The organism is Aerosakkonema funiforme FACHB-1375 (genome assembly GCF_014696265.1).
GTDB classification, from domain to species: Bacteria; Cyanobacteriota; Cyanobacteriia; order Cyanobacteriales; family Aerosakkonemataceae; genus Aerosakkonema; species Aerosakkonema funiforme_A.
The window spans coordinates 1-22,829 of record NZ_JACJPW010000101.1 but is presented as its reverse complement, the minus strand read 5'-3'; the positions used below and the strand labels follow the sequence as shown (position 1 = coordinate 22,829).

24 protein-coding genes are annotated in these 22,829 nt (G+C 42.6%); 14 read left to right on the top strand and 10 right to left on the bottom strand.

Features of this window, described 5'->3' with window-relative positions; genetic code table 11:
• Nucleotides 1-10 precede the first annotated feature (10 nt).
• The 9 genes from H6G03_RS28800 (at nucleotide 11) to H6G03_RS28760 (ending at nucleotide 8,633) form a co-directional block, all read left to right on the top strand.
• Complete coding sequence (locus tag H6G03_RS28800) at nucleotides 11-277, top strand: ribbon-helix-helix domain-containing protein (RefSeq protein ID WP_190472413.1); 267 nt, start codon at nucleotides 11-13, stop codon at nucleotides 275-277.
• On the top strand, nucleotides 274-579 hold the full coding sequence (locus H6G03_RS28795; RefSeq protein ID WP_190472411.1) for a type II toxin-antitoxin system RelE/ParE family toxin: 306 nt from the start codon (nucleotides 274-276) through the stop codon (nucleotides 577-579). The genes H6G03_RS28800 and H6G03_RS28795 overlap by 4 nt, the downstream gene beginning before the upstream one ends.
• A gap of 74 nt (nucleotides 580-653) precedes the next feature.
• Nucleotides 654-1,922 carry a restriction endonuclease subunit S gene (locus tag H6G03_RS39355; protein WP_190472408.1) on the top strand — a complete coding sequence of 423 codons (1,269 nt, stop codon included), beginning with the start codon at nucleotides 654-656 and terminating at the stop codon, nucleotides 1,920-1,922.
• A gap of 30 nt (nucleotides 1,923-1,952) precedes the next feature.
• The gene (locus H6G03_RS28785; protein WP_190472405.1) at nucleotides 1,953-2,207 is read left to right on the top strand and encodes a UPF0175 family protein; all 255 of its coding nucleotides are present in this window, start codon (nucleotides 1,953-1,955) and stop codon (nucleotides 2,205-2,207) included.
• The gene (locus H6G03_RS28780; protein WP_190472401.1) at nucleotides 2,200-2,700 is read left to right on the top strand and encodes a DUF3368 domain-containing protein; all 501 of its coding nucleotides are present in this window, start codon (nucleotides 2,200-2,202) and stop codon (nucleotides 2,698-2,700) included. Before H6G03_RS28785 ends, H6G03_RS28780 begins: the two co-directional genes overlap by 8 nt.
• A 39-nt stretch (nucleotides 2,701-2,739) precedes the next feature.
• A complete protein-coding gene (locus H6G03_RS28775; RefSeq protein ID WP_190472398.1) occupies nucleotides 2,740-5,889 on the top strand; it encodes a type I restriction endonuclease subunit R in 3,150 nt (1,049 codons plus the stop codon).
• A 285-nt stretch (nucleotides 5,890-6,174) separates the two neighbouring features.
• Entirely contained in the window at nucleotides 6,175-6,930 is a 756-nt protein-coding gene (locus H6G03_RS28770; RefSeq protein WP_190472447.1) for a ParA family protein, read from the top strand.
• The gene (locus H6G03_RS28765) at nucleotides 6,927-7,838 is read left to right on the top strand and encodes a ParB/RepB/Spo0J family partition protein (RefSeq protein ID WP_190472395.1); all 912 of its coding nucleotides are present in this window, start codon (nucleotides 6,927-6,929) and stop codon (nucleotides 7,836-7,838) included. The genes H6G03_RS28770 and H6G03_RS28765 overlap by 4 nt, the downstream gene beginning before the upstream one ends.
• A 63-nt stretch (nucleotides 7,839-7,901) precedes the next feature.
• Nucleotides 7,902-8,633: a nuclease-related domain-containing protein gene (locus H6G03_RS28760; RefSeq protein WP_190472391.1), complete on the top strand. Its 732-nt coding sequence runs from the start codon at nucleotides 7,902-7,904 to the stop codon at nucleotides 8,631-8,633.
• Between the two features lie 110 nt (nucleotides 8,634-8,743).
• On the opposite strand, the gene H6G03_RS28755 is transcribed toward H6G03_RS28760, so the two are convergent.
• From H6G03_RS28755 to mobV, 4 genes are read right to left on the bottom strand one after another with little or no spacing between them, the layout of a single operon-like run.
• Nucleotides 8,744-9,571: a glycosyltransferase family 2 protein gene (locus tag H6G03_RS28755; protein WP_190472388.1), complete on the bottom strand. Its 828-nt coding sequence runs from the start codon at nucleotides 9,569-9,571 to the stop codon at nucleotides 8,744-8,746.
• Entirely contained in the window at nucleotides 9,568-10,434 is an 867-nt protein-coding gene (locus H6G03_RS28750; protein WP_190472385.1) for a bifunctional 5,10-methylenetetrahydrofolate dehydrogenase/5,10-methenyltetrahydrofolate cyclohydrolase, read from the bottom strand. The genes H6G03_RS28755 and H6G03_RS28750 overlap by 4 nt, the downstream gene beginning before the upstream one ends.
• Before the next feature lie 5 nt (nucleotides 10,435-10,439).
• Nucleotides 10,440-10,925, bottom strand: coding sequence for a hypothetical protein (locus H6G03_RS28745; RefSeq protein WP_190472382.1), 486 nt, complete (start codon nucleotides 10,923-10,925; stop codon nucleotides 10,440-10,442).
• A gap of 6 nt (nucleotides 10,926-10,931) precedes the next feature.
• Entirely contained in the window at nucleotides 10,932-12,674 is a 1,743-nt protein-coding gene (gene mobV, locus H6G03_RS28740; protein ID WP_190472378.1) for a MobV family relaxase, read from the bottom strand.
• 293 nt (nucleotides 12,675-12,967) lie between these two features.
• Here mobV and H6G03_RS28735 point away from each other — a divergent pair, with 293 nt between their 5' ends.
• Together H6G03_RS28735 and H6G03_RS28730 are read left to right on the top strand one after the other, a co-directional pair.
• Complete coding sequence (locus H6G03_RS28735) at nucleotides 12,968-13,405, top strand: hypothetical protein (protein ID WP_190472375.1); 438 nt, start codon at nucleotides 12,968-12,970, stop codon at nucleotides 13,403-13,405.
• Nucleotides 13,406-13,518: 113 nt separating this feature from the next.
• On the top strand, nucleotides 13,519-14,739 hold the full coding sequence (locus H6G03_RS28730) for an acetate and sugar kinases/Hsc70/actin family protein (RefSeq protein ID WP_190472372.1): 1,221 nt from the start codon (nucleotides 13,519-13,521) through the stop codon (nucleotides 14,737-14,739).
• 273 nt (nucleotides 14,740-15,012) lie between these two features.
• On the opposite strand, the gene H6G03_RS28725 is transcribed toward H6G03_RS28730, so the two are convergent.
• On the bottom strand, nucleotides 15,013-15,267 hold the full coding sequence (locus H6G03_RS28725) for a hypothetical protein (protein WP_190472369.1): 255 nt from the start codon (nucleotides 15,265-15,267) through the stop codon (nucleotides 15,013-15,015).
• A gap of 591 nt (nucleotides 15,268-15,858) precedes the next feature.
• On the opposite strand from H6G03_RS28725, the gene H6G03_RS28720 reads away from it, so the two are divergent.
• Together H6G03_RS28720 and H6G03_RS28715 are read left to right on the top strand one after the other, a co-directional pair.
• Complete coding sequence (locus H6G03_RS28720) at nucleotides 15,859-16,431, top strand: hypothetical protein (protein WP_206756651.1); 573 nt, start codon at nucleotides 15,859-15,861, stop codon at nucleotides 16,429-16,431.
• Entirely contained in the window at nucleotides 16,428-17,153 is a 726-nt protein-coding gene (locus H6G03_RS28715) for a hypothetical protein (RefSeq protein ID WP_190472363.1), read from the top strand. Before H6G03_RS28720 ends, H6G03_RS28715 begins: the two co-directional genes overlap by 4 nt.
• Before the next feature lie 15 nt (nucleotides 17,154-17,168).
• Here H6G03_RS28715 and H6G03_RS28710 read toward each other — a convergent pair whose 3' ends face one another.
• On the bottom strand, nucleotides 17,169-17,726 hold the full coding sequence (locus tag H6G03_RS28710; protein WP_190472360.1) for a hypothetical protein: 558 nt from the start codon (nucleotides 17,724-17,726) through the stop codon (nucleotides 17,169-17,171).
• A 60-nt stretch (nucleotides 17,727-17,786) separates the two neighbouring features.
• Between H6G03_RS28710 and H6G03_RS28705 the strand changes: the two genes are divergently transcribed.
• Entirely contained in the window at nucleotides 17,787-18,602 is an 816-nt protein-coding gene (locus tag H6G03_RS28705; protein ID WP_242057015.1) for a helix-turn-helix transcriptional regulator, read from the top strand.
• Between the two features lie 6 nt (nucleotides 18,603-18,608).
• Here H6G03_RS28705 and H6G03_RS28700 read toward each other — a convergent pair whose 3' ends face one another.
• The 4 genes from H6G03_RS28700 to H6G03_RS28685 all read right to left on the bottom strand — a co-directional run bounded on the left by H6G03_RS28700 (nucleotide 18,609) and on the right by H6G03_RS28685 (nucleotide 22,715).
• Nucleotides 18,609-19,142 (bottom strand): protein-tyrosine phosphatase family protein, encoded by a 534-nt coding sequence (locus H6G03_RS28700; RefSeq protein ID WP_190472357.1) that lies wholly within the window; start codon nucleotides 19,140-19,142, stop codon nucleotides 18,609-18,611.
• Nucleotides 19,135-20,898, bottom strand: a complete 1,764-nt coding sequence (locus H6G03_RS28695) for a Rieske (2Fe-2S) protein (protein ID WP_190472354.1) — start codon at nucleotides 20,896-20,898, stop codon at nucleotides 19,135-19,137. The genes H6G03_RS28700 and H6G03_RS28695 overlap by 8 nt, the downstream gene beginning before the upstream one ends.
• 134 nt (nucleotides 20,899-21,032) lie before the next feature.
• Nucleotides 21,033-21,737 carry a hypothetical protein gene (locus H6G03_RS28690; protein ID WP_190472351.1) on the bottom strand — a complete coding sequence of 235 codons (705 nt, stop codon included), beginning with the start codon at nucleotides 21,735-21,737 and terminating at the stop codon, nucleotides 21,033-21,035.
• Between the two features lie 633 nt (nucleotides 21,738-22,370).
• Nucleotides 22,371-22,715, bottom strand: a complete 345-nt coding sequence (locus H6G03_RS28685; protein WP_190472348.1) for a hypothetical protein — start codon at nucleotides 22,713-22,715, stop codon at nucleotides 22,371-22,373.
• Nucleotides 22,716-22,829 lie beyond the last annotated feature (114 nt).

The following is a 22,829-nucleotide window of genomic DNA, read 5'->3' as shown; positions in this document are numbered from 1 at the left end:
GTTTAAGAGAATGAATATCACGTTTAACCCGGAAGAAGAACAGTTAATTCAAGAAAAGCTCAAAAGTGGTAAATATGCAACGGCTTATGATGTCATCGTTGAGGCGTTACGGTTACTGGAAGAACGAGATAAAGAGTATGAAAAATGGGTGGAAGAAACCAGGGAAAAAGTAGCAATTGGCATAGCACAGCTTGATAGGGGGGAAGGGATTGATGGCGAGGTTGTGATTGCTAGATTGCGGGATAAGCTCAAAAAAGCTGGTGAGAATCAAGCATGAGTCGTTACATTATTTCACCAGAAGCGAGTCAGGATTTAGATGAGATTTCGGATTATTTTTTGAGCCGGAGTCTAGAAGCTGGCGAACGATTTGTGAATGGGTTTGAGCAGAAATGCAAGAACTTGGTTAAGTTTCCCAATATGGGGCGTTCTTATGCTGAAGTTGAGCCGTCGTTACGGGGGATTCCGCTTGAGAATTACATCATTCTTTATCGGGTAATTGAGGATGGGGTAGAAATTGTGCGGGTGGTGAGTGGATATCGCGATTTGAAATCGTTGTTTTCTGAGTCAGATGAGGATTGAGGTAAAGCAATGAGTGAAACGAGGCTGTCAGAAGAAATGTTAGTTAAAAGTTGAGATTTTAAGAGGAATATACTGTGAATAAAACTCTAAAACCTGGTTGGAGTTATAAAAAACTTGATGAACTAGGATTTGTTGGAAGGGGGAAATCAAAACATCGCCCCAGAAATGATCCATCTTTGTATGGCGGAGAACATCCTTTTATCCAAACGGCTGAGGTTACAGCTAGTGAGTTTTATATTACGAAGTATTCGCAAACTTATAGTGATTTAGGACTAGCTCAAAGCAAAATATGGGATAAAAACACTCTTTGCATAGTCAATGCAGGTGAAAATACAGCAGAGACAGCTATTCTCAAATTTAAAGCTTGTTTTCCAGATAGCATTATTGGATTTATTGCTGACTCAGAAAAATCTGACGTTCGTTTTATTAAGTATTACCTAACTACAATTAAGCCCCAATTAAGAAGCATTACTAAAGGAGCAACTCAAGACAATCTTAGTGTTAGTAAATTATTGTCATTTGATATTCTTACTCCTCCTCTTCCAATACAGCGAAAAATTGCTGGTATTCTCTCAACTTATGATGACCTAATTGAAAACAATATGCGGCGGATAAAGATATTGGAAGAGATGGCGCGATCGCTCTACCGCGAGTGGTTCGTCAACTTCCGCTTCCCCGGACACCAACAAGTCAAAATGATTGATTCAGAATTGGGTCTAATTCCTGAAGGTTGGGAGGTTGTAAAAATTGGTGATGTAGCTGAAGTAGGTAGAGGTTCATCGCCCCGCCCTATTGCAGACCAAAAGTATTTTGAAGGCGGAACTATACCCTGGATAAAAATTGCTGATGCTACAAAATCTGGAAAGTATTTGTATGAAACAAAACAGAAAGTAAATGAATATGGAGCATCATTTAGCCGTTTACTTCCGAAAGGTTCATTAATTATAGCTGCTAGCGGCACTTTAGGATATACCCAACTGCTAGGCGTTGACGGATGTATACATGACGGCTGGCTCTATTTAATAAACTTTAACGGGGTTGAAAAAGAATATCTCTATTATCTTTTTCGCGAACAGCAGCAGTTTTTTTACAATTCCGCTTATGGAGCTGCTATTCAAAACGTTAACACAATGATTTTACGGGAAATGAAAATACTGCTTCCTCCTTCTCATATCCAGAAAAAATTTAAACAAATTATCTCTAATAACGATAAGTTGTTAGACAATTTAGGACGAAAAAACCTTAACCTCCGTAAAACCCGCGACTTACTCCTCCCTAAACTCATCTCCGGTGAAATAGACGTAGAAAACCTCGACATCAACACCGGAAACATTGCCGCCTAAACCACCAATTATAAACCCCATTATTCCCCTATGACCTACCAACTCAAAATTGACTACCCAGAAACCTTCCCCGATGCCCTCCAACAAACAAAAGAACAATTTGAACAAGAAGCTAAATGGGCAATGGCAGTAAAACTATTTGAACTCAAACGCCTTTCTTCCGGTATGGCAGCAGCCTTAATTGGCGTAGATAGAGTTACATTTCTCCTCAAATTAAAAGATTACGGCATCCCCATGATTGACCTGACCGAAGAAGAACTACTATCTGATTTAGAGAATGCCTAACTCCGAAAGAATTGTGATTAACACTTCCCCGCTAATAGCCCTCGTCGCCGCCTTGGGTGACTTAACTATTTTGCAATCCCTTTATACAGAAGTATTAGTTCCTTTGGAAGTCTGCCAAGAAATTCTTAGCGGCGGTTCTAGTAACTATGCTATTGCCGAATTTACTGCTGCCAATTGGCTACAAAAACAGCCTAGCCCTCTGAATATTTCTCCTCTACTCCTCAACTCATTAGACATCGGCGAAGCATCGGTTATTCAATTAGCCTTAAATGAAAATATCCCAACAGTTTGTATTGATGAAACTGTCGGACGGCGCATTGCTAGATTAAGCGGTCTTTCCGTTACAGGTTCCATTGGTATTTTATTACGTGTCAAACAGGAAGGCTACCCTTTATCAATCAAACAATCGATTCAACAAATGATTAACCAAGGAATTCGATTAAGTACAACTGTAATTGAATTCGCCCTCAAACAAGCCGGAGAAAATAATTAATCAAGCTAAAATTAACCTATCTTTTAATCTAAAAACAATATGCCTCACCCCGACTCAGAAGAAGCCCTAGAACTCGCAACCATCGCCCTATTTGAACAACTCGGCTACACCACCGCTAATTGCTACTACGAAAAAATCGGTACAAACAACACATTAGGACGAGAAACCAAATCAGAAGTCATCCTCATTTCCAAACTTCGCCCATCCCTAGAAAAACTCAACCCCACCCTCCCCACCGAAGCAATTAACCTCGCCATTGAAGAACTCACTCGCGACAGAAGCGCCTTAAGTCTCGCCAACGCCAACCGCGAAACTTACAAACTACTCAAAGATGGCGTGAAAGTCACCTACCGCAACAGCGACAACGAAGAAATCACCGAAACAGTCCAAATCATCAACTGGAAAACCCCAACAGAAAACAACTTTTTCCTCGCTTCTCAATTCTGGGTATCCGGCGAAATGTACACCCGCCGCGCTGATTTAATCGGCTTTGTAAACGGTATTCCCCTATTATTTATCGAACTAAAAGCCCATCACAAACGCTTAGATTTAGCTTATCGTAACAACTTCTGCGATTATCGAAACACCATTCCCCAACTCTTCTGGTACAACGGAATTGTCATCCTCTCCAACGGTACAGATAGCCGTATCGGTAGCGTCACCGCCAATTGGGAACACTTCGCGGAATGGCAGAAAATCAACTCAGAAGGCGAAGAAGGTATCATCTCCCTCGATACCATCATTCGGGGAACCTGCGAGAAAACTAAATTATTGGATATCATCGAAAATTTCACTTTATTTAGCGAAGAAAAAGGTCAAATTATCAAACTCGTTGCCAAAAATCACCAGTATCTCGGTGTCAACAATGCCATTGCAGCCGTTAAACAAATTCGCCAAAATCAAGGACGCTTAGGCGTATTCTGGCACACCCAAGGCAGCGGGAAAAGCTTCTCAATGCAGTTCTTTTCCCAAAAAGTTCACCGCCAAATTCCCGGTAACTGGACATTTGTAATTATCACCGACCGAGACGATTTAGACAACCAAATTTATAAGAATTTCGCTAAAACTGGCGCAGTCACCGAACCGGAAAAAGAAGTGAGGGCGAAAAGTGGCGAACATTTAAAACAACTCTTACAAGAAGACCACCGTTATATTTTTACTTTAATTCAAAAATTCCACACTAAAAAAGATGAAAAATATCCTAAACTTTCCGACCGCGATGATGTAATTGTCATCGCCGATGAAGCCCACCGCAGCCAATATGATATCTTTGCTAAAAATATGAGACAGGCTTTACCCAATGCCGGATTTATCGGCTTTACGGGTACGCCTTTAATCATCGGAGAAGAAGCAACTAAACGAGAGTTTGGCGATTATATCAGTATCTACAATTTCAAACAATCCATCGAAGATAACGCCACCGTTCCGCTATATTATGAAAACCGCATTCCGCAATTACAACTAACCAATACAGAACTGAATGAAAATATTACCGAGGCGATTGAATCTGCCGATTTAGAGGAGGAAGAAGAAAACAAACTAGAACGCGAATTTGCACGGGAATATCATTTAATTACCCGTGAAGAAAGGTTAGAAGCGATCGCCCAAGATATAGTAACTCACTTTTTAGGGAGAGGACACCAAGGTAAAGCAATGGTTATCTCCGTTGACCGCTTTACTGCTGTTAAAATGTACGACAAAGTACGGGGATACTGGCAACAACATTTAACCACCTTGCAACGCCAATTAGACAGCGCAGAAGCCATAGAACGAGAACCCCTGGAAGCTGCGATTCAATATATGCAAGCCACCGATATGGCGGTGATAATTTCTCAATCTCAGAATGAAGTAGAAGCCTTTCGGAAAAAAGGTTTAGAGATTCAATCCCACCGGAAACGGTTAGTTAATGAAGATTTAGACGAGAAATTCAAAGATGCAGAAAACCCGCTGCGAATTGTGTTTGTTTGTGCGATGTGGATGACGGGGTTTGATGTCCCCAGTTGTTCCACAATCTATCTAGATAAACCGATGCGGAACCACACCCTGATGCAAACGATTGCGAGGGCGAATCGGGTGTTTAAAGATAAAGTAAATGGGCTAATTGTTGATTATATTGGCGTGTTCCGCGACTTGCAGAAGGCGTTGGCGATTTACGGTTCTGCTTCTGGGGGTGGGGTGGAAGAAGGGGATACCCCAGTACAGGCGAAGGCGGCGCTGGTGGAGGAGTTGCGGAAAGCAATCTCAGAAACGACTGCTTTCTGTACGGAACGGGGTATTGATTTAGAGAAATTGCAACCTGCGGTGGGATTTGAACGCATCAAGTTAATCTCAGATGCGGTAGAAGCGATTCTAATTAATGATGAATCCAAGCAGCGGTATTTGGCACTTGTTCGGAACGTAACCAAACTCTACAAAGCCATTCTGCCAGATGCGGCTGCTGATGATTTTACCTCAGTGCAGTATCTATTTACCATGATTGGCGATCGCATTCGTTCTTTGACACCAGCAGTGGATATCTCCGAAGTAAAAGCAACCGTTGAGGAGATTTTAGATCAGTCGATTGGTACTTTAGAATATGTTATCCCGGAATCGGAACCAATCATCGATTTGAGCCAGATTGATTTTGAAGCATTAAAGGCTAAGTTTGCCTCTGGTTATAAACGCACGGAAGCCGAAAAAATTAAAGGTGCAATTAGCACGAAGCTAACGCAGATGGTCAAGCTAAATAAAAGCCGGATGAATTATTTAAACAAATTCCAGCAGATGATTGATGAATATAATGCTGGCTGTCGCAATATCGAAACTTTCTTTCAAGATTTGGTGGAGTTTGCCCAAGAATTAAATGTAGAAGATAAACGGGCAATTTCTGAAAATCTGGCAGAGGAAGAATTAGCGATTTTGGATTTACTGACTAAACCAGATATTAATTTAACTGAAAAGGAAAAGCAGGAAGTTAAGAAGGTAGCGCAAGAGTTATTAGAAACGCTCAAGCGGGAGAAACTGGTGTTGGATTGGCGCAAGCGACAGCGAACCCGCGCTGCGGTACAGGTGACAGTTGAGGAGATTTTGGATAAGTTGCCGCCGAGTTATTCAGCCGAATTATACGAGCAGAAGTGCCAAGAGGTGTATCAGCACGTCTACGATGCTTATTTTGGGCAGGGAAGGAGTATTTATAGTAGTGCAGCTTGAGGGAGAAACTGGGGAGGGGATATGCGATCGCAAACACCAAAGATTTCAAAGCTTCCTCAATAGCTGGCTCAAGCTCGTTCTACAAGCGAAGCGTTAGCGGAATGAATCAATAGCCTGGATCTCGCTGCAAAAAAATGGTATTTTAATCGCACTCGTAACAGCTAGTAACCTTCTCCTCATGCAACTAACCATCTAGGATCTCGCTGTGCCAGTTACTCTAGGACTTTATTATTCACTCCAGAACTTTATTATTCACTTCAAGACTTTATTATGACCACAAAAAAGTTGAGCCGAGTCATTGCCCTATTCAATCAGTCCGGGGGCGTAGGGAAGACGAGTTTAGCAATGAACATTGCTTACCATATCCAAGAGCGCAAGCATCGGGTACTTTTGGTTGATATGGACCCCCAAGGTTCTCTCACTACCTTTATGGGCTTAGACCCAACCGAACTAAAACAAACTATTTACGAATCGATTTTGCAAGGCAAACCTTTGCCTATCCACTCTAACATTCACGGTATAGATCTCACACCAGCCAATATCAGCTTGAGTGCTGCTGAATTGGAATTGGTAGTGGCAGATATGCGGGATGGTAGGCTCAAAGAAGCTTTAGAACCAGTGCTTGAGCAATACGATTTTATCTTGATTGACTGTCCTCCCAGCCTGGGACTGTTGAGCTACATCAGCCTTGTCGCATCTACCCACGTACTTGTCCCCATTCAAACCCAATACAAAGCCTTCTGTGGAACTGAGTTGTTATTGAGTACAGTGGCACGGGTGCGATCGCGTCCTAACCGCCAGCTACAAATTGCTGGGTTTATTCCCACGATGTACGATGGTCGTAATATTCAAGATGCTCGCACTCTGGAAGCGATCCAAGAGCAATTGCAAAAAGTTGGTGTAGTTTACCCACCCATACCTCGTTCCACCGCCTTTGCCGATGCTTCGGAAGACCACGTACCATTAGCACTCTATAACCGCAAAAGCCCCGCCGTACCTATCCTGAAAAAGATTGCGACTAGCTTGGAGAAATTAGCATGAGCCGACGCGATCGCCCTTATCAACAAATGAAGTCGTTAGATGTCCTGTTTGGGGATGCTCAAACAGTGGCGGAAATGGTTCCCTTAGAAACGATTTACCTTCCCCAACAGCAGCCAAGGCGTTACTTTGACCCCCAAGCGATGCAGGAGTTGGTGGAGTCGGTGCGACAACATGGCATTCTCCAACCGCTCTTGGTACGGAAAGGAAAAGATAACTTGTACGAGTTAGTGGCTGGAGAGCGACGCTACCGAGCAGCCAAGCAAGTCCAGCTAACTGAAGTACCAGTTGTTATTCGGGAACTGAGCGATGAAGAAGCCATGCAACTTTCCCTGATCGAGAATCTTTGCCGTGAAGATTTGAATCCAGTAGAAGAAACTGAAGGAATTTTGCAACTGTTAGCTCTTCGCTTGGGAAGTGAACCAGAGGCAGTAACTCCCTTGCTGTACCGGATGAAAAACGCTGCTGATAAACCAGAAGATTCTAGGCATAACGTTATGCCTAACCCAGAATCCCAACTGGTGGAAGAAGTGTTCACCAATTTAGGATTAATGACTTGGGAATCCTTCGTTAAAAATCGCTTGCCCCTACTGAACTTACCAGAAGATGTTTTAGGGGCTTTACGTAGCGGTGAGATTGCCTACACGAAAGCCAAAGCGATCGCACGCCTCAAAGATGAAAAGCAAAGAAAAGAACTCCTCGACGCATCTGTAGCCGAAAATCTTTCCCTGAGCCAAATTCAGTCACGACTAAAAGCTTATATTCAGCAGCCCGAACCAACAGAGAGAAAAGAGCGGGTGGAGGCGATCGTTAGGCGAGTTAAACAGGCAAAGATTTGGGAAGATCCCCAGAAGTGGGAACGGTTGGAAGCACTTCTGGCGGAAATGGAAGCATTGATTGGTGACAAATAGGCTGGTGTGGGAATTCTCAAATTAACTTGAGATCGAATTCTAGAAAAGCCAATCTCTATCCTTATGAAAATCCTCCACCAATCACCCGCACTCAAAGATAGTTTTCTCGCTCAAGTAAGCCAGAAAAAAGCCGAAAATCGTCAAGCTACCCAAGAAGCATTAGGGGGTGGTTTTCTGGGAGCGATCGGTGCGGCAATGTTTGAGTTTAAGCAAGTCACCAATCAGTTTAAAGGCAGCGTGGGAGAATGGGGGATTTCACTGCTGCTTAAATCTTTACCAGACACTTGGGTGATGTTTAACAATGCCGTTATCCCTACCATGCGTTCAGGCAAATTTACTGAAATCGATCATCTGATTATTGGCCCAGGTGGGGTATTTTTAATTGAGGTAAAAACTTGGAAAGGATCATTTAGCGCCTATAAAGATAATTGGAAGCGACGGGAAGGTAATGATTGGGTGGCTTTATCCAACAGTCCGAGTTCTCAAAGTGCCTACCATCAAAAGATGTTTCAGCAATGGATAAGCGCTTTGGTTTCCAAATTACCTGACAACTGCATCGTAGCTCCAGTTGTATTTCCGGTAGCGAAATGGTTGGGAACTAACCAATGCTCAGTGCCAGTTTTGCATGGGGCAACTGCTTTGTTACAGATGATTGGTGAATCGCCAAATTGTTTGTCAGATAGTCAAGTTTTAGCGATCGCCCAAGCTGTGGAAAATTTAAGTTTGCCCTCACCAACCGAACCAAAACCAGCACCGATTTTGAAGAAACCCAAACCTTCTAAGCCCCAGAATTAAATAATGGAAACAGTTGGTAGTACAGCTTTAGTTGGGTAAATACAGACTTTTTTTACTTGGGCTTACTGAGAAAATTGTAAGTAATAGTGATTCTCGCATTCAGCAGAATGTCAACTCTCGCTGAATCCCGGTACATTCATCCCATTTTTATACTTATCCTCATAAGTGCTAATTAATAATGGCAACCAGGATTTCACATCCCAATCTGACAAAACACTGTACTGCTCTCGGTATTCGTAAATCTTTTTTAGATCGGATGCCCACTCTTGATAGGTTGATTTTCCGATCGTTCCCTCCGATGTTTGAACGTAATTAACCAAAACAAGAGGATTAAGTAAAAAACTTTCTTGGCCCCAACGACTTAAGCATTGAAGAAAATATTCATAATCAGCAAAAACACGGGTATTGGGATTCCATCGGGGTGCGTTATCCAGATGATGGGAGAACCCGTTACTATCAAAAATATGCTTTTGTACGAGCAAAGACTCACTATTAGCTGATGGGGGTGGAGCAATAAAAACTTTTCCCTGCCTTACAATTTGACTATTTCTGACAACATCTCTTCTGCGGTGCTGTCGAACCATGCTGCATATAATCTGCGGGTTGACTTGAAAAAACCTGATGGTTGACTCAACAAATTGAGGCAACAAAGCATTGTCATCATCTAAATAAGCCACAAGAAAACCTTTGGCCCTGTCAAGACCAAGATTGCGGGCATGACATAAGCTAAATCCTTCTGAGCGATGCTCCATCTCCAAATAAGCGATCGCCAAATCTGCTTTAATTTGAGCCACAAAATTTCGCGTAGCTAGATCGGGGCCATCGTTAATAATTACCCATTCAAAGTTTCGGGATGTCTGACCCAAAACACTAGGATATGCAATATTAGCTAATTTCTCTACCCGGTTGTGGGTTGCAGTAATTAAAGAAAGCCTCATGCTTCATCCCCCGAAGCCTCATACTGATAGACCCATTTTTCAATGTCTCTCCCCGTTGCTACTGTTATCAGCCTCTCCAGTAAAGTAGCCATTTGTAGTGGGCCTACACCACCAGGAACGGGTGTAATATTTTGCGGAATTTCATAAGCTGAGCGTTTGACATCCCCAAAAAGGTTATTTCCAATCGGGACAAATCCGGCATCAACTACCAGCCGATGGTAAGGTCTTAAATGCCTTTCATCTAACAATTCAGGAACTCCTGTGGCTGAGACGACAATATCTGCTTGTGTCGTTCTGAGAAGGTCGTCTCCTACATCTAAAATCAAACAGTTGATACCGTTTTGTTCCAGTAATCGAACAACACCTTGACCAACGAAGCCCCGACCGCCGACCACTACTACTTTAGTATTTGCATCTGTAAATGGCTGAACTAGACGAGCGATCGCATCACTTGTAGCAGAAGCACCAAACAAGGGATGGTTCTCCACGAGTGCATCAAGGTCTTTCTCTGGCAACAATAACTCTAACTCAGGGATCAGTAGCCTGGGTACAGGGTTCTGCACAATTACCCCAACCGTATCGATATCCGAGTTAGCAGAAGTGATAATGTCCCTAAACTCCAGCGGAGTTGTATTTTCAGACAGGAGACGATAATCTACCTCGCAGTTCATAAAGCTAAAAGTCTTTACCTTTTCAGCCGCTGAGATTTCCGCTGCACGATATTTGGCAAGTTCAATTTGCGAAGCTTCTGGAGGCGGTGAGAACTTCAGGATGGTAATACTTTTACCTAAAAAGCTACCCTGAAACGGCTCGCATTTGGCTTTGACTGCTTGCAGGATTTTTCTGGCTCTGATTTGAACCATATTACTCAGTGACTTGCGAGTTCTGCTAAAACCCGATCGACAGGTTCTAAGTCGATCCAGCCAAGTATCTCTTTTCTTGGCGCGGCTCTCAACACAGTCCAGAAACCTTCACCCTCTCCTAAACTTGTTCCATACCAAGGTAAATCCACTCTGGAAAACTCATCGGAGAAACCTATATTTTCGTATGAACGAGGTTGTGAGAAGTCACCATAATGCACAATCCAGACAATCTGCTCTAGGGGTACACCTATCTGGGATTCAAATGTTTGGACAACTGCGCTGGCAAGTCCTTTGATATCGTGCGTAATTGCCGTGTTGTGTCTATTACTATCTAATTCTGAGGCAATAACTATGGCTCGCTCATGGACTTCATCAATGTAGATGCGGAGCAAACAATGGCAGGAAAGTGCTTGTTTTGACTGCCAATAAAATATGGTTTTGATGACTTGAACGCTATCTTTCGTGCTAGTGAGTAAAGTGTTGGCCTGCATATAAAGTTATCCTAGTTGATTTAAGTTTAATTCCCGGCTATTACGCTTGTGTACTGTTCTTATAGTTTTTGACTTGATACGAGTAGCCTGGGGCAAAAGCTTCTGAATTTCTCGTACTAACTGCCGATTATCTGGATTGTTGTTATCTACTAGAACCACCTGTGGCACAGTGGAAAGAAAATCGATCGGGAGAGTGCGATCGCTATCAACAGCCATATAAATTGTATTAGAGCCAGACGGGTACTCAGCAGCAAGCAATTCGAGAGCCACTATTGGAGAAGAGGCTAGAGCCACTCTCTGTATCGATGAATCTTCACTGCCACCCAGTCCCATCCAAAACCAACCCGCAGAGCGTTTACTACCAGGGGCTAAACGTTGACCCTCAGTTCCCCAAACAATTGCGCCAGTTACTTGTCCCTGAAGCTCGCGCATCACGAACACCGCATTACCAGAACCATCAGCGTAGACTAAACCGCGCTGGTGCAAAGCATTGACCAAATTCTTAGGCAGGTGTCTTTCACGTATCAGATAATTCTGCACCGCAGTCCACTCACTTTCGACCGACTCCGGCGGCACAAAAGAGCGGGTAGGTTCAACAGCAATAATCTGTTGGGCTTGTTCCCTAGCATAATGAGTTACGGCTCGAAGCATACCTTCACAACCAAAGCGGTCAGCCAGCCAAGCTTGAGCCTGTTTTAACCCGCATTGATTAACCTGCATTACTAGGTCCATCGCACTATTGCCGCGCTTACTACCTGTAAGGTCATAGAATTGAGAGTCAGTGATATTGAATTGGTATCCGTGACCGTGCCAAATGCTTGCTTTAGCAATATCGCTCTCGGCACAGTCAAGCCCCAACTCGTAAGCCACATCTAAAAGAGATAAGTCGTGTAATTGCTCGGTTTGGGCTTTTAAAAGTCGATTTTGTGCTTCTAGTTCTTTGAGGCGTTGTTCTAGTTTCTGCCTTTCCCGTTCAGAAGCCAAAGCTTTTTGCTCGGCATCGCGTTTTTGCTTGAGTGCGAGAGTGCGATCGCTCAATTGGCGATCGATGACATCTACACTAGGTTGTAATAATTGTTCGACCCGCTGCTTATACCCAATGGCAGATTCAGTTGAACGCGGTTCGGGAAGAGAGCGAAAACAGTCCAGTTCTGGAGCTTCTTGGTTGACGTGCCAATAATACTCTTTGATTTTCGTGTACGTAGCGTGACTCCCCTTAATACCTCGTTCTATCCCGATGGGTGAAAGCGCAGCTGCGTAACTATCTTGCAACGACGATAGTTTGTACCTGTTACCGAATAGCGCCCGACAGTTAAGTTTACCTTGCTCATCCAAAGGGACTAAATAAGCGTGGATGTGGGGTGTTATTTCATCTAAGTGCAATTCGGCTCTGACAACGAGATCGCCATATTCTGACTTTAACCAGTTGACCGAAGCAAGCTTCCACCTCTCTAAGCGTTCTAAGTCGTACCTCCCTCCCGACTCCGGGTTATCTGGTCGGAAGTAGTCAGGAGAAGCTCCAAGCAGCATCTCAACGGCTAACACTGCATTGGAGCGAATTTTTTGATTACCGATTTTTTGTCTAACCAACGTTTCCAGGGTCGGGTCATCGCTATTTCCGATCGGCCTGATATTTTTGACATCAGGGTTAGCATTAGGTGTTTCCCGGTCTCTGCTAGTGTGCGAGGAACTGCTAACTAGGTTTCCCCACGATTTGATTTTTTGGATTTGGAGAATTCCAAAAGCCATCTGAGAGTTAGTAGAAAGTTTCTCTTTTTCGATAGTGCGATCGCGACTCTAAAAATAGACTCAACCGACGGAAAGAATGCTTCTAATACCTCGTGCATAAAAATGTGTAATGAGTACACATTTGGAATTAGGCAAATTTAGCTGCGCGAAAATCCGCGAAAATCCGCGAAAATCTGCAAAAGGGAGCAAGTGTAAACCTATCAGTTTATGACAAAGTAAATTTAACTTTCGCGGTAAAAATCTAATATCTGCGAAAATCCGCTAATTTTAGCCAAAATCCGCACTAAGTAATTATGCCTAAAAAACCAGTTGAATTAAGAGTGAGTCGAGCAGAAGGAACCCCAGAAGGAAATTTGTTGGAATTCCTCAAAAATTATCCCTCTAAGTCAACCGACGAAATGGTACTAACAGCGTGCCGTGCCTTTTGGATGCCACTAGCGTTGCGACGGCTTGGTATCTACGACGAAGAAACTATAAAGGCAGCAGCAATAGAAGCGAAATTAGAACTGCTCAAGCAAGCCGAATTTATCACCCAATTGTTTGGACTTGAGCCAAATATGACCTGGGCTCGGGAAGCTATCCTTCAACCACAAGAGAAGTTGGAATTAAAAAATCAGCCATCCACTATAAAACCAGATGAATTGGAAGAAGAGGAAGAAGAGGAAGACGACTTTTCAGATATGCCTCAAGTTAGAGAGTTTATCAAACTCCCGACAGAACTAGAAGCTTAAATAATTGAAAAACCCATATTCCATCTTTCGCTCTTTTGAAAGAGGAGAGCGAAACCAAAAATCATCGACCATAGAGCAAAAAGACTTGTATTTGTAGAGTTTTCGGACAGCTTATGAACTTTCAACCCGACCTGATTGTAGTGTTGGACTTAGGGAAATCACGCCTCAAAATAATTTACCAAATTCCCACACAAGCTAAAGTAAAAGCACTGTTTATAGAGCCAGGAATAGCAGAGCTATCCCCAGAAGAAGTGGGCCACCTTCAGCCCAGCCGAACTGCTGCGCCAGAAGATGATGCTTGGTTGATGCTGCCTTCCACTCAGCCGCTGGCTGTCGGTTTTTTGGCCGAAACGCGGTTTGCTCCTCGATGTGACACTAAAGAAGCCAAATACAAAATCGTATCGGGAGCAGTAAGATATCTGACGGCAATTGGTGCGATCGCACAACGAGAAAAAGAAGCCCTTATAGAGTATAAAGGATTCGCTTCCAAAGGCACAGATAATGCTGCTAAATATCTGCGAATTCATGCCACCCTTTTATTACCCCATGTGGAAATGCCAAATGCCAGTTCTTTGCGGAGCGAACTAGCAGGAGTTGCGCCTAAACCTATTCAATTCAATTTTCGCGGACAAGACTACACCCACCTGACAGTACCGGATTATTTTAAGTTAAACATTTTAGCTGAAGGAGCCGGACAATTAGCATTAAGAGGAACTCAACTCTCTGAGGCTGAATTTGCCCGCAAAAATATTTTGGTGTTGGTGATGGGTCAGTACAACGTGACAGCGATGCTCTATCAGCGAGGGCAGTGTGTCAAAATAGAGAGTCCGGCTCTCGGTTTCCATAATCTGGTAAATTATGTTTTGGATAAAACTGCCTTAGATGCTTCTATAATTCGTCGCGCTCAACTAACAGAGGCTATCTATTATGGACGTGACGATCGCAGCTTACTGCAAGCATTATTAATAGGTAAAGTTGAGAAGGAAGAACATATTCAACAACTCACCAAAGAAATGGTTTCAGCGGTTGATGATGGCTTCAAATCTTACTGGAATTCCACAGCTAACTGGCTAAAAACAATGCTGGGGCCGAATTTAGTAACACTAGACGAAGTTCTGGTTGGAGGAGGCGCATCTGTGGCGTTTAAGGAAGAAATAGAAAAATTGTTTGGTAATGCCAAAGTGATTTGGGGAGGTGGTATCAAGCGGGAAATTGCACAAACTTTTGGTTTAAAATTAAGCGATCCAATGGTAAATCGGTTGGTAGATGCTTACGGCGTATTCAAGCGAGTGTCCCAGATGTATAAGTCATCTGTTGATAAAGTAACAGCTTAAATTTTCAGCGCAAGAACTGTATCTGAAACCATCCACAACCATCATCTATTCTAAACAAATGGGTCGGTGTCCGCTGAGTGGTAATTGATATCGGATTAAGAATCCACCAGGCTATGAGGTAGGTCATAAGAATTCTTGGAGTTCATACCCCAGAGAGTCTAAGACCTGAATTAGCTTCTATTAATCGCTCAAAACATGGTTTTGTGAGTAGGATACAAAGAAGATTCAGTAGGAGAATAAATCCCACATAAAGAGTCTAGATTGGAAAAGGAATTACGGTTTTGGATAAAACGAACCTATCCTTCCTCTACTTACCTGTAAAATATATATGGTTCCATTTACAAGACCCTCAACTTTATCGCTTCCATTTGCTCCTAATCTGCTCAGGCGTTGATGATTTTGATCGATAACCGACTCGATAGCATTCTCAATTTCATTGATGGTCATGTTTCTCCTCAAGAAAGTTTGTGTTGTTCTGGTAGAACCATCCCAGTAATCAGGATGATGCCGCGTGAGTATATGTCGCATACTGCTTCTTCCCAAGGAATATTGTCTAGATCCAGATCGGAATGTTTTTGGTATAAAGTTATCTAAAACTTGTCTCAGTCTATTTGGAGTCCCGATTACTATACCAGGGTTATTTCCTCTGCGTAGTCCGTTTTCAACTCTGTGTATAAGGTTACGTAAAGGTCTTCTAGCAATAAACTGATTATTACCTGTATTATTCAGACTATTTGGCACTAATTCAAATCCCTCTGAAGTTTTTGCCTCAGCATGAATTGACAAGCTAAAAAATAATAGCAGACTAGCTACGATTCTAAGAGTTATTTTCTGAGTTCTAGAGGAAGCTAAGCAGCGTTTAAACATGGCAGTTAATCCCAAAACTTGATTGACGGTACTAGGCACGTAGGTATTGCACTCAAATCTTCGGTATACGAACTAACTACGTATGTCAACACTTACGCCAACAAGTCCGTATTTGCAAGCTCAACCTATACTGATTATAATAATACACATAAGTGTAGTTATGTATGGTACATCTTACTAACTCCGTATGTTTCAGGGATACTCAAGTAATGGAAGGAGACTAAGCTAGTGTTTCAGCTTATCAATGTACCAATGAAAGCAAGCTATGTAAGCTTATTTTTCGTATTTTTATGGACGGTTCCATTTGTGCTTAAAGATACTACACTAGCTCAAAACTTAGATAGTGTACAACCTATCTATTTAACAAGCTTTAGGGGATGTCGGAAGACGGTAGGAGTAAGTGGGGCAGCATGGTTTAGAAGTCAGAGAGAAATTAGCATTGGAAGAAGGCTTTATAGAACTGTTGCTAACATCAACAGTCCTCAGCAACTTGGTCGCAATAAACCTCTTGCAGTTATTTGCAAGATTGCTGAACCGGGCGAGCCACCGAGATTTAGTCAGTTACAGCTTTCTTTAGGTTTCAATGACGAACAACGAAGAACAACGGGTGGAAGTATTCGCGTATCAGTCTACAGTAACGGAAACTTTAAGGAGTCTAAAATTATTATTTTTGGTACTCCTACCAATTGGGTTGTAGACATCCAGGGAACAGAAGATCTAGGGCTAGAATTTGACTGTCTCAATCCCACAGATGGAACTTATTGGGGTGATAAACCAAGCAATATTTGCCCTACTTTATACTTTTTAGATGACACCATACAATGAAACGTAGAAAATTTATTCAAACCGGAGCTTTAGCCAGTGCATCCTTTATGACTAGCTCAGGTTTACTTGTACCAAAGCAAGCTGATGCTGTTATTTTTCTATTATTTCGCTTGTTGGGAGGCTCACTTCTTGATCTAGCATTTGGGATGTTGCTTCAAGGTGCTTTTTCTGTAGCTACTCGTGCGTGGAATCGCCGTAACCAAGACTGGTTTGATAAGCGCCTACAAGCTCAATTAGCTCAAAGAAGTTTGATTGATAGATACTTCACTAATCAAGTAGCAGCAGAAATTCCAAGCGCTGAGTACAGATACATTGTAGCTGCCACTAATCGAGAACAATTGGGTGAAAATGTAGCCTTTTCTATTCCTCGCCTAGTCAACGATGAGCCTATTATCTCAACCTTTTCAGGGCCAGCAAGTCTTGGTATGGTTGGTGCTGCTAAGTATCTTAGTGAAAATACCCTAATGACTCCTGGGGAGATACAGCGTGCTATTTTTCCGCCTCATGAAGCTGCCGCTAGATTCCATGACAATATGGGAGGGTGGAACACAAGTGGAAATATCGCTTACCCTAACTCCTACAATCCAGGTGGTACTGGTGTTTTAATTCGATACATGGCTAACAACCCAAGATTAGGAGGGTATGGAAATATTCAAGTTACAGTCTATACAGATCGTCCTATCCTTATAGGAAATATTAGGGTAGAATATGCACCCTCATAGCCAAAATTTTTCTTCTTACCTTAAAGTATCTTCAAAAAAGAAAAGTCTCGGACAACCGGAAGCGGTAGGATATCCTGTACACTGAATCTCCATTTTCAGGATACGAGTGTTTACTATATCTATTTCTATTTGCCGTTTGTCTCCCATTCTTAGATAGAATGTACGGGGAGCTGGTTCCTCGTCTCTAGCTAGAGAAAATTTCACAACAACTGCCTGAAAACTTCTATTTTGCTCATCCCGTGCATCAAACCCAAATGCAAGCCTTAAGGTTTTAAATCTTTGGCTTGTATCAGGCTGTCGAAGATTGCACCAAATTTCACTAGGCGATTCGCTAGAATTTAAATAAGCAACCGCTGTGAGTAGTGTTCGTCCTACAGGAATATTCTGATTTATAGCTGTGTACTCAATTCCACGAAAAAAAATCCGAGGACTACGTTCATTTATATTCTGACATCCCATTTGAGCCAAAGAAGCTACTCCTGATGGGAAGCGGTTTCGACTCTGTGCGTTACTTATTGTAGGAATTAGAAGCATTGTTGCAACTAAACCAGAGATAATCCTGCCTAAATTCATTTGTCCTCTCAGAGTTTGAATAGATTTGTCTCTAACCTTCGTTGATGAGAATGCTCAAAATTGAAAATTCCCATATTTTATTTTGCGATAACTTTGTGCGCGATCGATCGTACTTCCTTTCATGTCCTGGCAATTACCCATAACTTGAAAGCTATCAAAATAAAGGTTTCTGCCATTGACTTTGTAAAGAGAGTTCTTTACTTTGTGAATATGGCAAAGAAAACACTTTCTCAAGAAACCGCTACTCGGACAAGGCGGACGATCGTACAGTTGTTAAAGCAAGAGGGTAGCCTAGATGCAGAAACCCTCGCCTCCCACTTAGGTATTACAGCAATGGCAGTGCGGCAGCATCTCTATGCTTTGCAGGAAGAACAGTTAGTCACCTATCAGGAAGAACCCCGTCCAATGGGACGACCTGCAAAGTTATGGCAGCTAACCCCAGCAGCCGATCGCTTTTTCCCAGAAGGATACGCAGAACTTACCTTAAGTCTACTCAATTGTGTAAAACAAGCTTTTGGGGAAGTGGGATTAGAACGGTTACTTTTAATCCTCACTCGCCAACAGATTGAAAGTTACACCGAGCAAATGAAAGGAAAGCGATCGCTCAAGCAACGATTGAACAAATTAGCAGAAATTCGCACCAATGAAGGTTACATAGCACAAGTCCAAATTATGGCAGATGGATCGTTTCTGCTAGTACAAAATCACTGTCCCATTTGTGCTGCCGCCACCGCTTGTACTGGACTGTGCGCGAAGGAATTAGAAACCTTTCAATCAGTGCTGGGAGATGAGGTTAACATTCAGCGTGTCGAGCATATTATTGCCGGAGAACGACGCTGTGCCTATCAAATTTGCCCGAAGCGATCGCAAACCTAGCTAACCTTATGAATGAGTGCTAGAAGCATTTAAAAGGTAATTCAGTTCTGCTAACACCTGGAGTGGACTTTTACCGCGCAAGGGCGCAAAAATCGTTGCTTCGTAAGGGTTTCTACCTGTTTTTCTCACTGCCTCGATCGCTGCTTGCTGGGATAAACCCCGCCCAAAGATCAACCACGCAGCCAGAATATGTCCCGTTCGTCCAATCCCGCCCGAACAGTGAATAACCGTTTTTTGCTGGGATCGATCGGACGTGAAAAGAAACGGTAAAATCTGGTTGTGAAGAGTAGCAGGATCGCAAATATGAAAATCTGCGATCGCTGCCCAACAAACATTATCACTACCAAATTCCTCCTGGTAAGAATCTAATAATTTGGGGTAACGAATTAGTTGTTCTTCTGCTAATAAGCAACAGATTCGTTGAATATCCTGGCTTTTCATAAACTCAATCCAGGCACGGATTTGCTTTTGGGAATATCCAGGTCTGCAAGCCCCAAAAATAATTAATTCATTCTTACACGCTGCGGCAAATTTATACATCTTCCGATTCTTCAAATAATCGATCGCCTCGATGCAACCGATACGCCATCTGATAGGTTTGTTCCTGCGATCGCATCGTCGGTGCATGAGCCGCCAAATACCGCGCCGTTGCCACCAACACAGGCACACCTTCCAACGGATCTGCTAACTGAGTATACAGTCGAAAAGCAGCTTCGATTGATTGAATTACGTGAAAATCCCGGTTTTCCCGCAGCATCAGTTTTGCCAGTATTGCCATCAAATGTTCTGGCTTACCACCACTGTAGAGATATTGCGCCACTAATCGTCCCGTTTCGTTAACTTGCTGCTGGCGATCGAGCAGTTCTGGTAAGCTAGAGAGCAACGATTCTGGATCGGCAATAGTATCTTTTGGCTCCGGTAATCGAACAGGTGGGACATTGAGAAATCGATTCAGATATACGCTCATTGCCGCATCGAATACACCGCGCAAAAGTTCGACTGTTGGTACTCGTCGGATACCTTGGTGTACCGCATTAGCAAAGGTAAAAGGATGATGGGCGCTGTTCCAATCTCCGTGGTCGTTATTGGTATTGAAGCGAGCGACTCTTAAAGCAGCAGCATAAGCAACAACTTGAGCTAATTCTACCTCCGTGCAACCCGATCGCAGCGCATTCAACAAACTATCTGCGATCGCTTGTGGATTATCGCCTAACAAAACAGATACTAACTCTGGGGGTTGAATCCATTGTCCTCTTTGCAATTGTCCAGATGACAACGCAGCTGGTAATTGTTCAAATGCAGCTAAAACAATAGCAACCAAATCCACTGGATAACGCCAAGAACTTGATTCCTCCATGCGTGTTGCATTCGCTAACCCACTCACCAAGCTTGCTAGTATGGGTTGTGCTTCTTGCCAATCGATCGCATCCAATGCTTCCAGAGCTTTGTTGATAAAATCTAGAACATGACCGACATCAAGGTAGCGATGGTCAGTTGCAGCCGCAAATAACATTTCGGCAATCTGAGTTCGGCTCATTCCCGATTGTGTTGCTGTCATCAAACAGCGTTCTGCCGCTTCCCGATCGCGCTGTTCGATAAACTGACGAAACCAAGCTTTTAAGGTAGGAAAGTCGAGATTAGCGGTAGGCAAAGGATGAACTCGAAAATGCGGTGGTGCTTCGGCAGAATCTCGTGCAACAGCAGACAGTCCTTGATACAAAGCACGGGGGCGATCGCTCTCATCCAAATAGGACATGATATTCATCATACAGGTAAGCATAGTCAGTCCGGTATCCCATCCAGCTTTGTTGTAACGAGTACCGAAGGCTAAACCGACCTGAAACGGTTCTGTTGGTTCTATGCCAAAATCTAAAAGAGCGATCGCTGATTTGGCAATCACAAGTGAAATTCCCTGCTCTAAGCCATCCTGTAATCGCTGTTGTTGATGCGCTTTTGGATTTACTTGCACTGAGAGATCGATCCAGATCTCGCCGTCAGTAACCTGTACTGGGAACGATCGCACATCATCTGCCCAGGAATCAAAAGTGCCACCGCTGGCTAAGTCGAAGCGTGCGTAATGCCACGGACAGGTGACAATGCCATCTTTGCACACGCTGCCATGCAGAGGAAAGCCCATGTGCGGACAGCGGTTGTCGATCGCGTAAACTCGATCGTGGCTGTAAAACAGCGCAATAGTCTGTTGGTTAAGGCGGATGAGTAATTGCCCTTTCTCCTGAAGTTCTGCCAAAGTAGCAGCACGCATCAGGGAATTTGGTTGCACTGAAGTGTAGGTCATACTTTATAAAGAACTTGCTTTATAAACTATACTATGCAAGTGAGAGCGAGTTTGTAAAACAAATTCTTTAGTTTCTTGAACTTACTAAATAGTTGAAGCCTACTTTTATACTCTTGCGCTCAAGTAGCGCCAAATTAGAAAAAGTCAAAATCTTCTTCTTGGGAAATGATAATTATTTCTCCTTTAATTTCAGATATTCCTTTGATTTTTAGGTGAATATTCCAAGGGCAGCTAGTAATAGCTTCAAAGGCGATCTTGTCTCCTTCTAAATCATCTAAATCTACTGATGAATTTGGATTGCCCCATCCTAAAGATAAGGATACATTTGTATCGTCGTCAACTGTAATTTCTGCCCAGTCTGCGTATGTCGCTTCGTGTTTAATATATTCAAGAGTTGTTTGAATGTGGTGTTCAGCATCCCACTTGTCATAGGCGGTGTAGCATAAGTAGATAGGACGGCTATTAGCGTACTCGGTAAAAGCTTCTATTACTCGCGGTACTGCTGCTTTTAGTATATCTAAGTCGCTTTCGAGAACCAATAGTTCCTTTAGTGCAACTGGAAATCGGTAAGTTTTATTTCCCAAGTGTACGGTTTCTATGATGACTCCGCTGATTTGATGTTGCCTCTGATATTCCCACACAATCCCCTTAAGTTCTTCATAACTGATAGTTTGGTTGGTGTGTTCGCCTTCCCAAATTGCATTCACTAATTCATAAAAATTTACTGCTAATTTATAGGCAGTATATGAAATTTCGGTTTCTGTTATTTCGTCTTTTATGCCACTAAACAATTTGGATTCCAATAACGCCAAGAGTTCTTCTGTGGTTTTGATGCCCATGATATATTCCTCATTTACTTTATTTAGTTATCTCATTTATCTCTAAATTTAACCATCCTCCCTTAGGTCGGATAATTTAGAATAATTACACATATTTTGTTTATCTCGACAGATAGAAACCACCTATGCCCAGAGAATTAAAAAGAAGTTTTAATAGTTAAGTTTTAAATGAAAACGATTTGGAATAAAACGAAGATTATGGCTATACATCTAGTGGTTTAAAAAGGAATTGAAATAAGTATTATAGGCTATGCCTAGAGGCATAGAAGGTATCCTACTACAGGAAGCTGTCCTGGTTTAGCGCTGTGTTTGATAACGGAAATAATCAATTAAAACCACTTATTGATTAATCTAATTAGCTTAGCTATAGCAAAATTTAAATTACGTAGAAAGTCGTAAAAGACATCCATCTGGTGAAAGATGAGGAAACTAAAGCTCTAGTGTCAGTTTGAAATAAGTCTAGTTTTCATATTTTTCCATGAAGGCACATCCAGAAAATCTCGAAAAACATCAGTCAATTTTCGATACCCAGTTGGCAGTTGAACCCACTTACATCAAAGTCACCACCCCGTTGAAGCAACCACCACAGCAATACCGTAAAAATAAAGCGGCCTTTATAGGCCGCTCTAAAACTCAAAAATCTATGGTTGCATCGGGGTTATGTGGTACATAGTTTGGCGAATTAGGATCGTTTATTTCTCGGTTAAGTTGGTCTACATATTCCTTGTCATAGGCGTCTTCTAAAGAATCATAACCACCGCTGAGATAGTCATAATAATCTTCAGCATCCATATCTAAAGGCAACTCATCCAACGGAATCCCATTACGCAAAGCTTCCATCTGCCGAACAATTTGGTCATCAGAATACCCCTGAATAACCAAACCCTCAACATAATCCTCACCCAGCTTCTCATCCAAAGCAAACTCCCTATCAAACCGTTGCAAAAAATCAGAATTCATAACTCTACTTACCGCCATGACACTTCAATTTAAACACTTCGATACCAGATTAAACCAATGGATAGAAAATCCATCAGACCCCAGTGGTATTTTAACAGAAGAACTCCAAAATACCCTACTAGAAGCATTCTT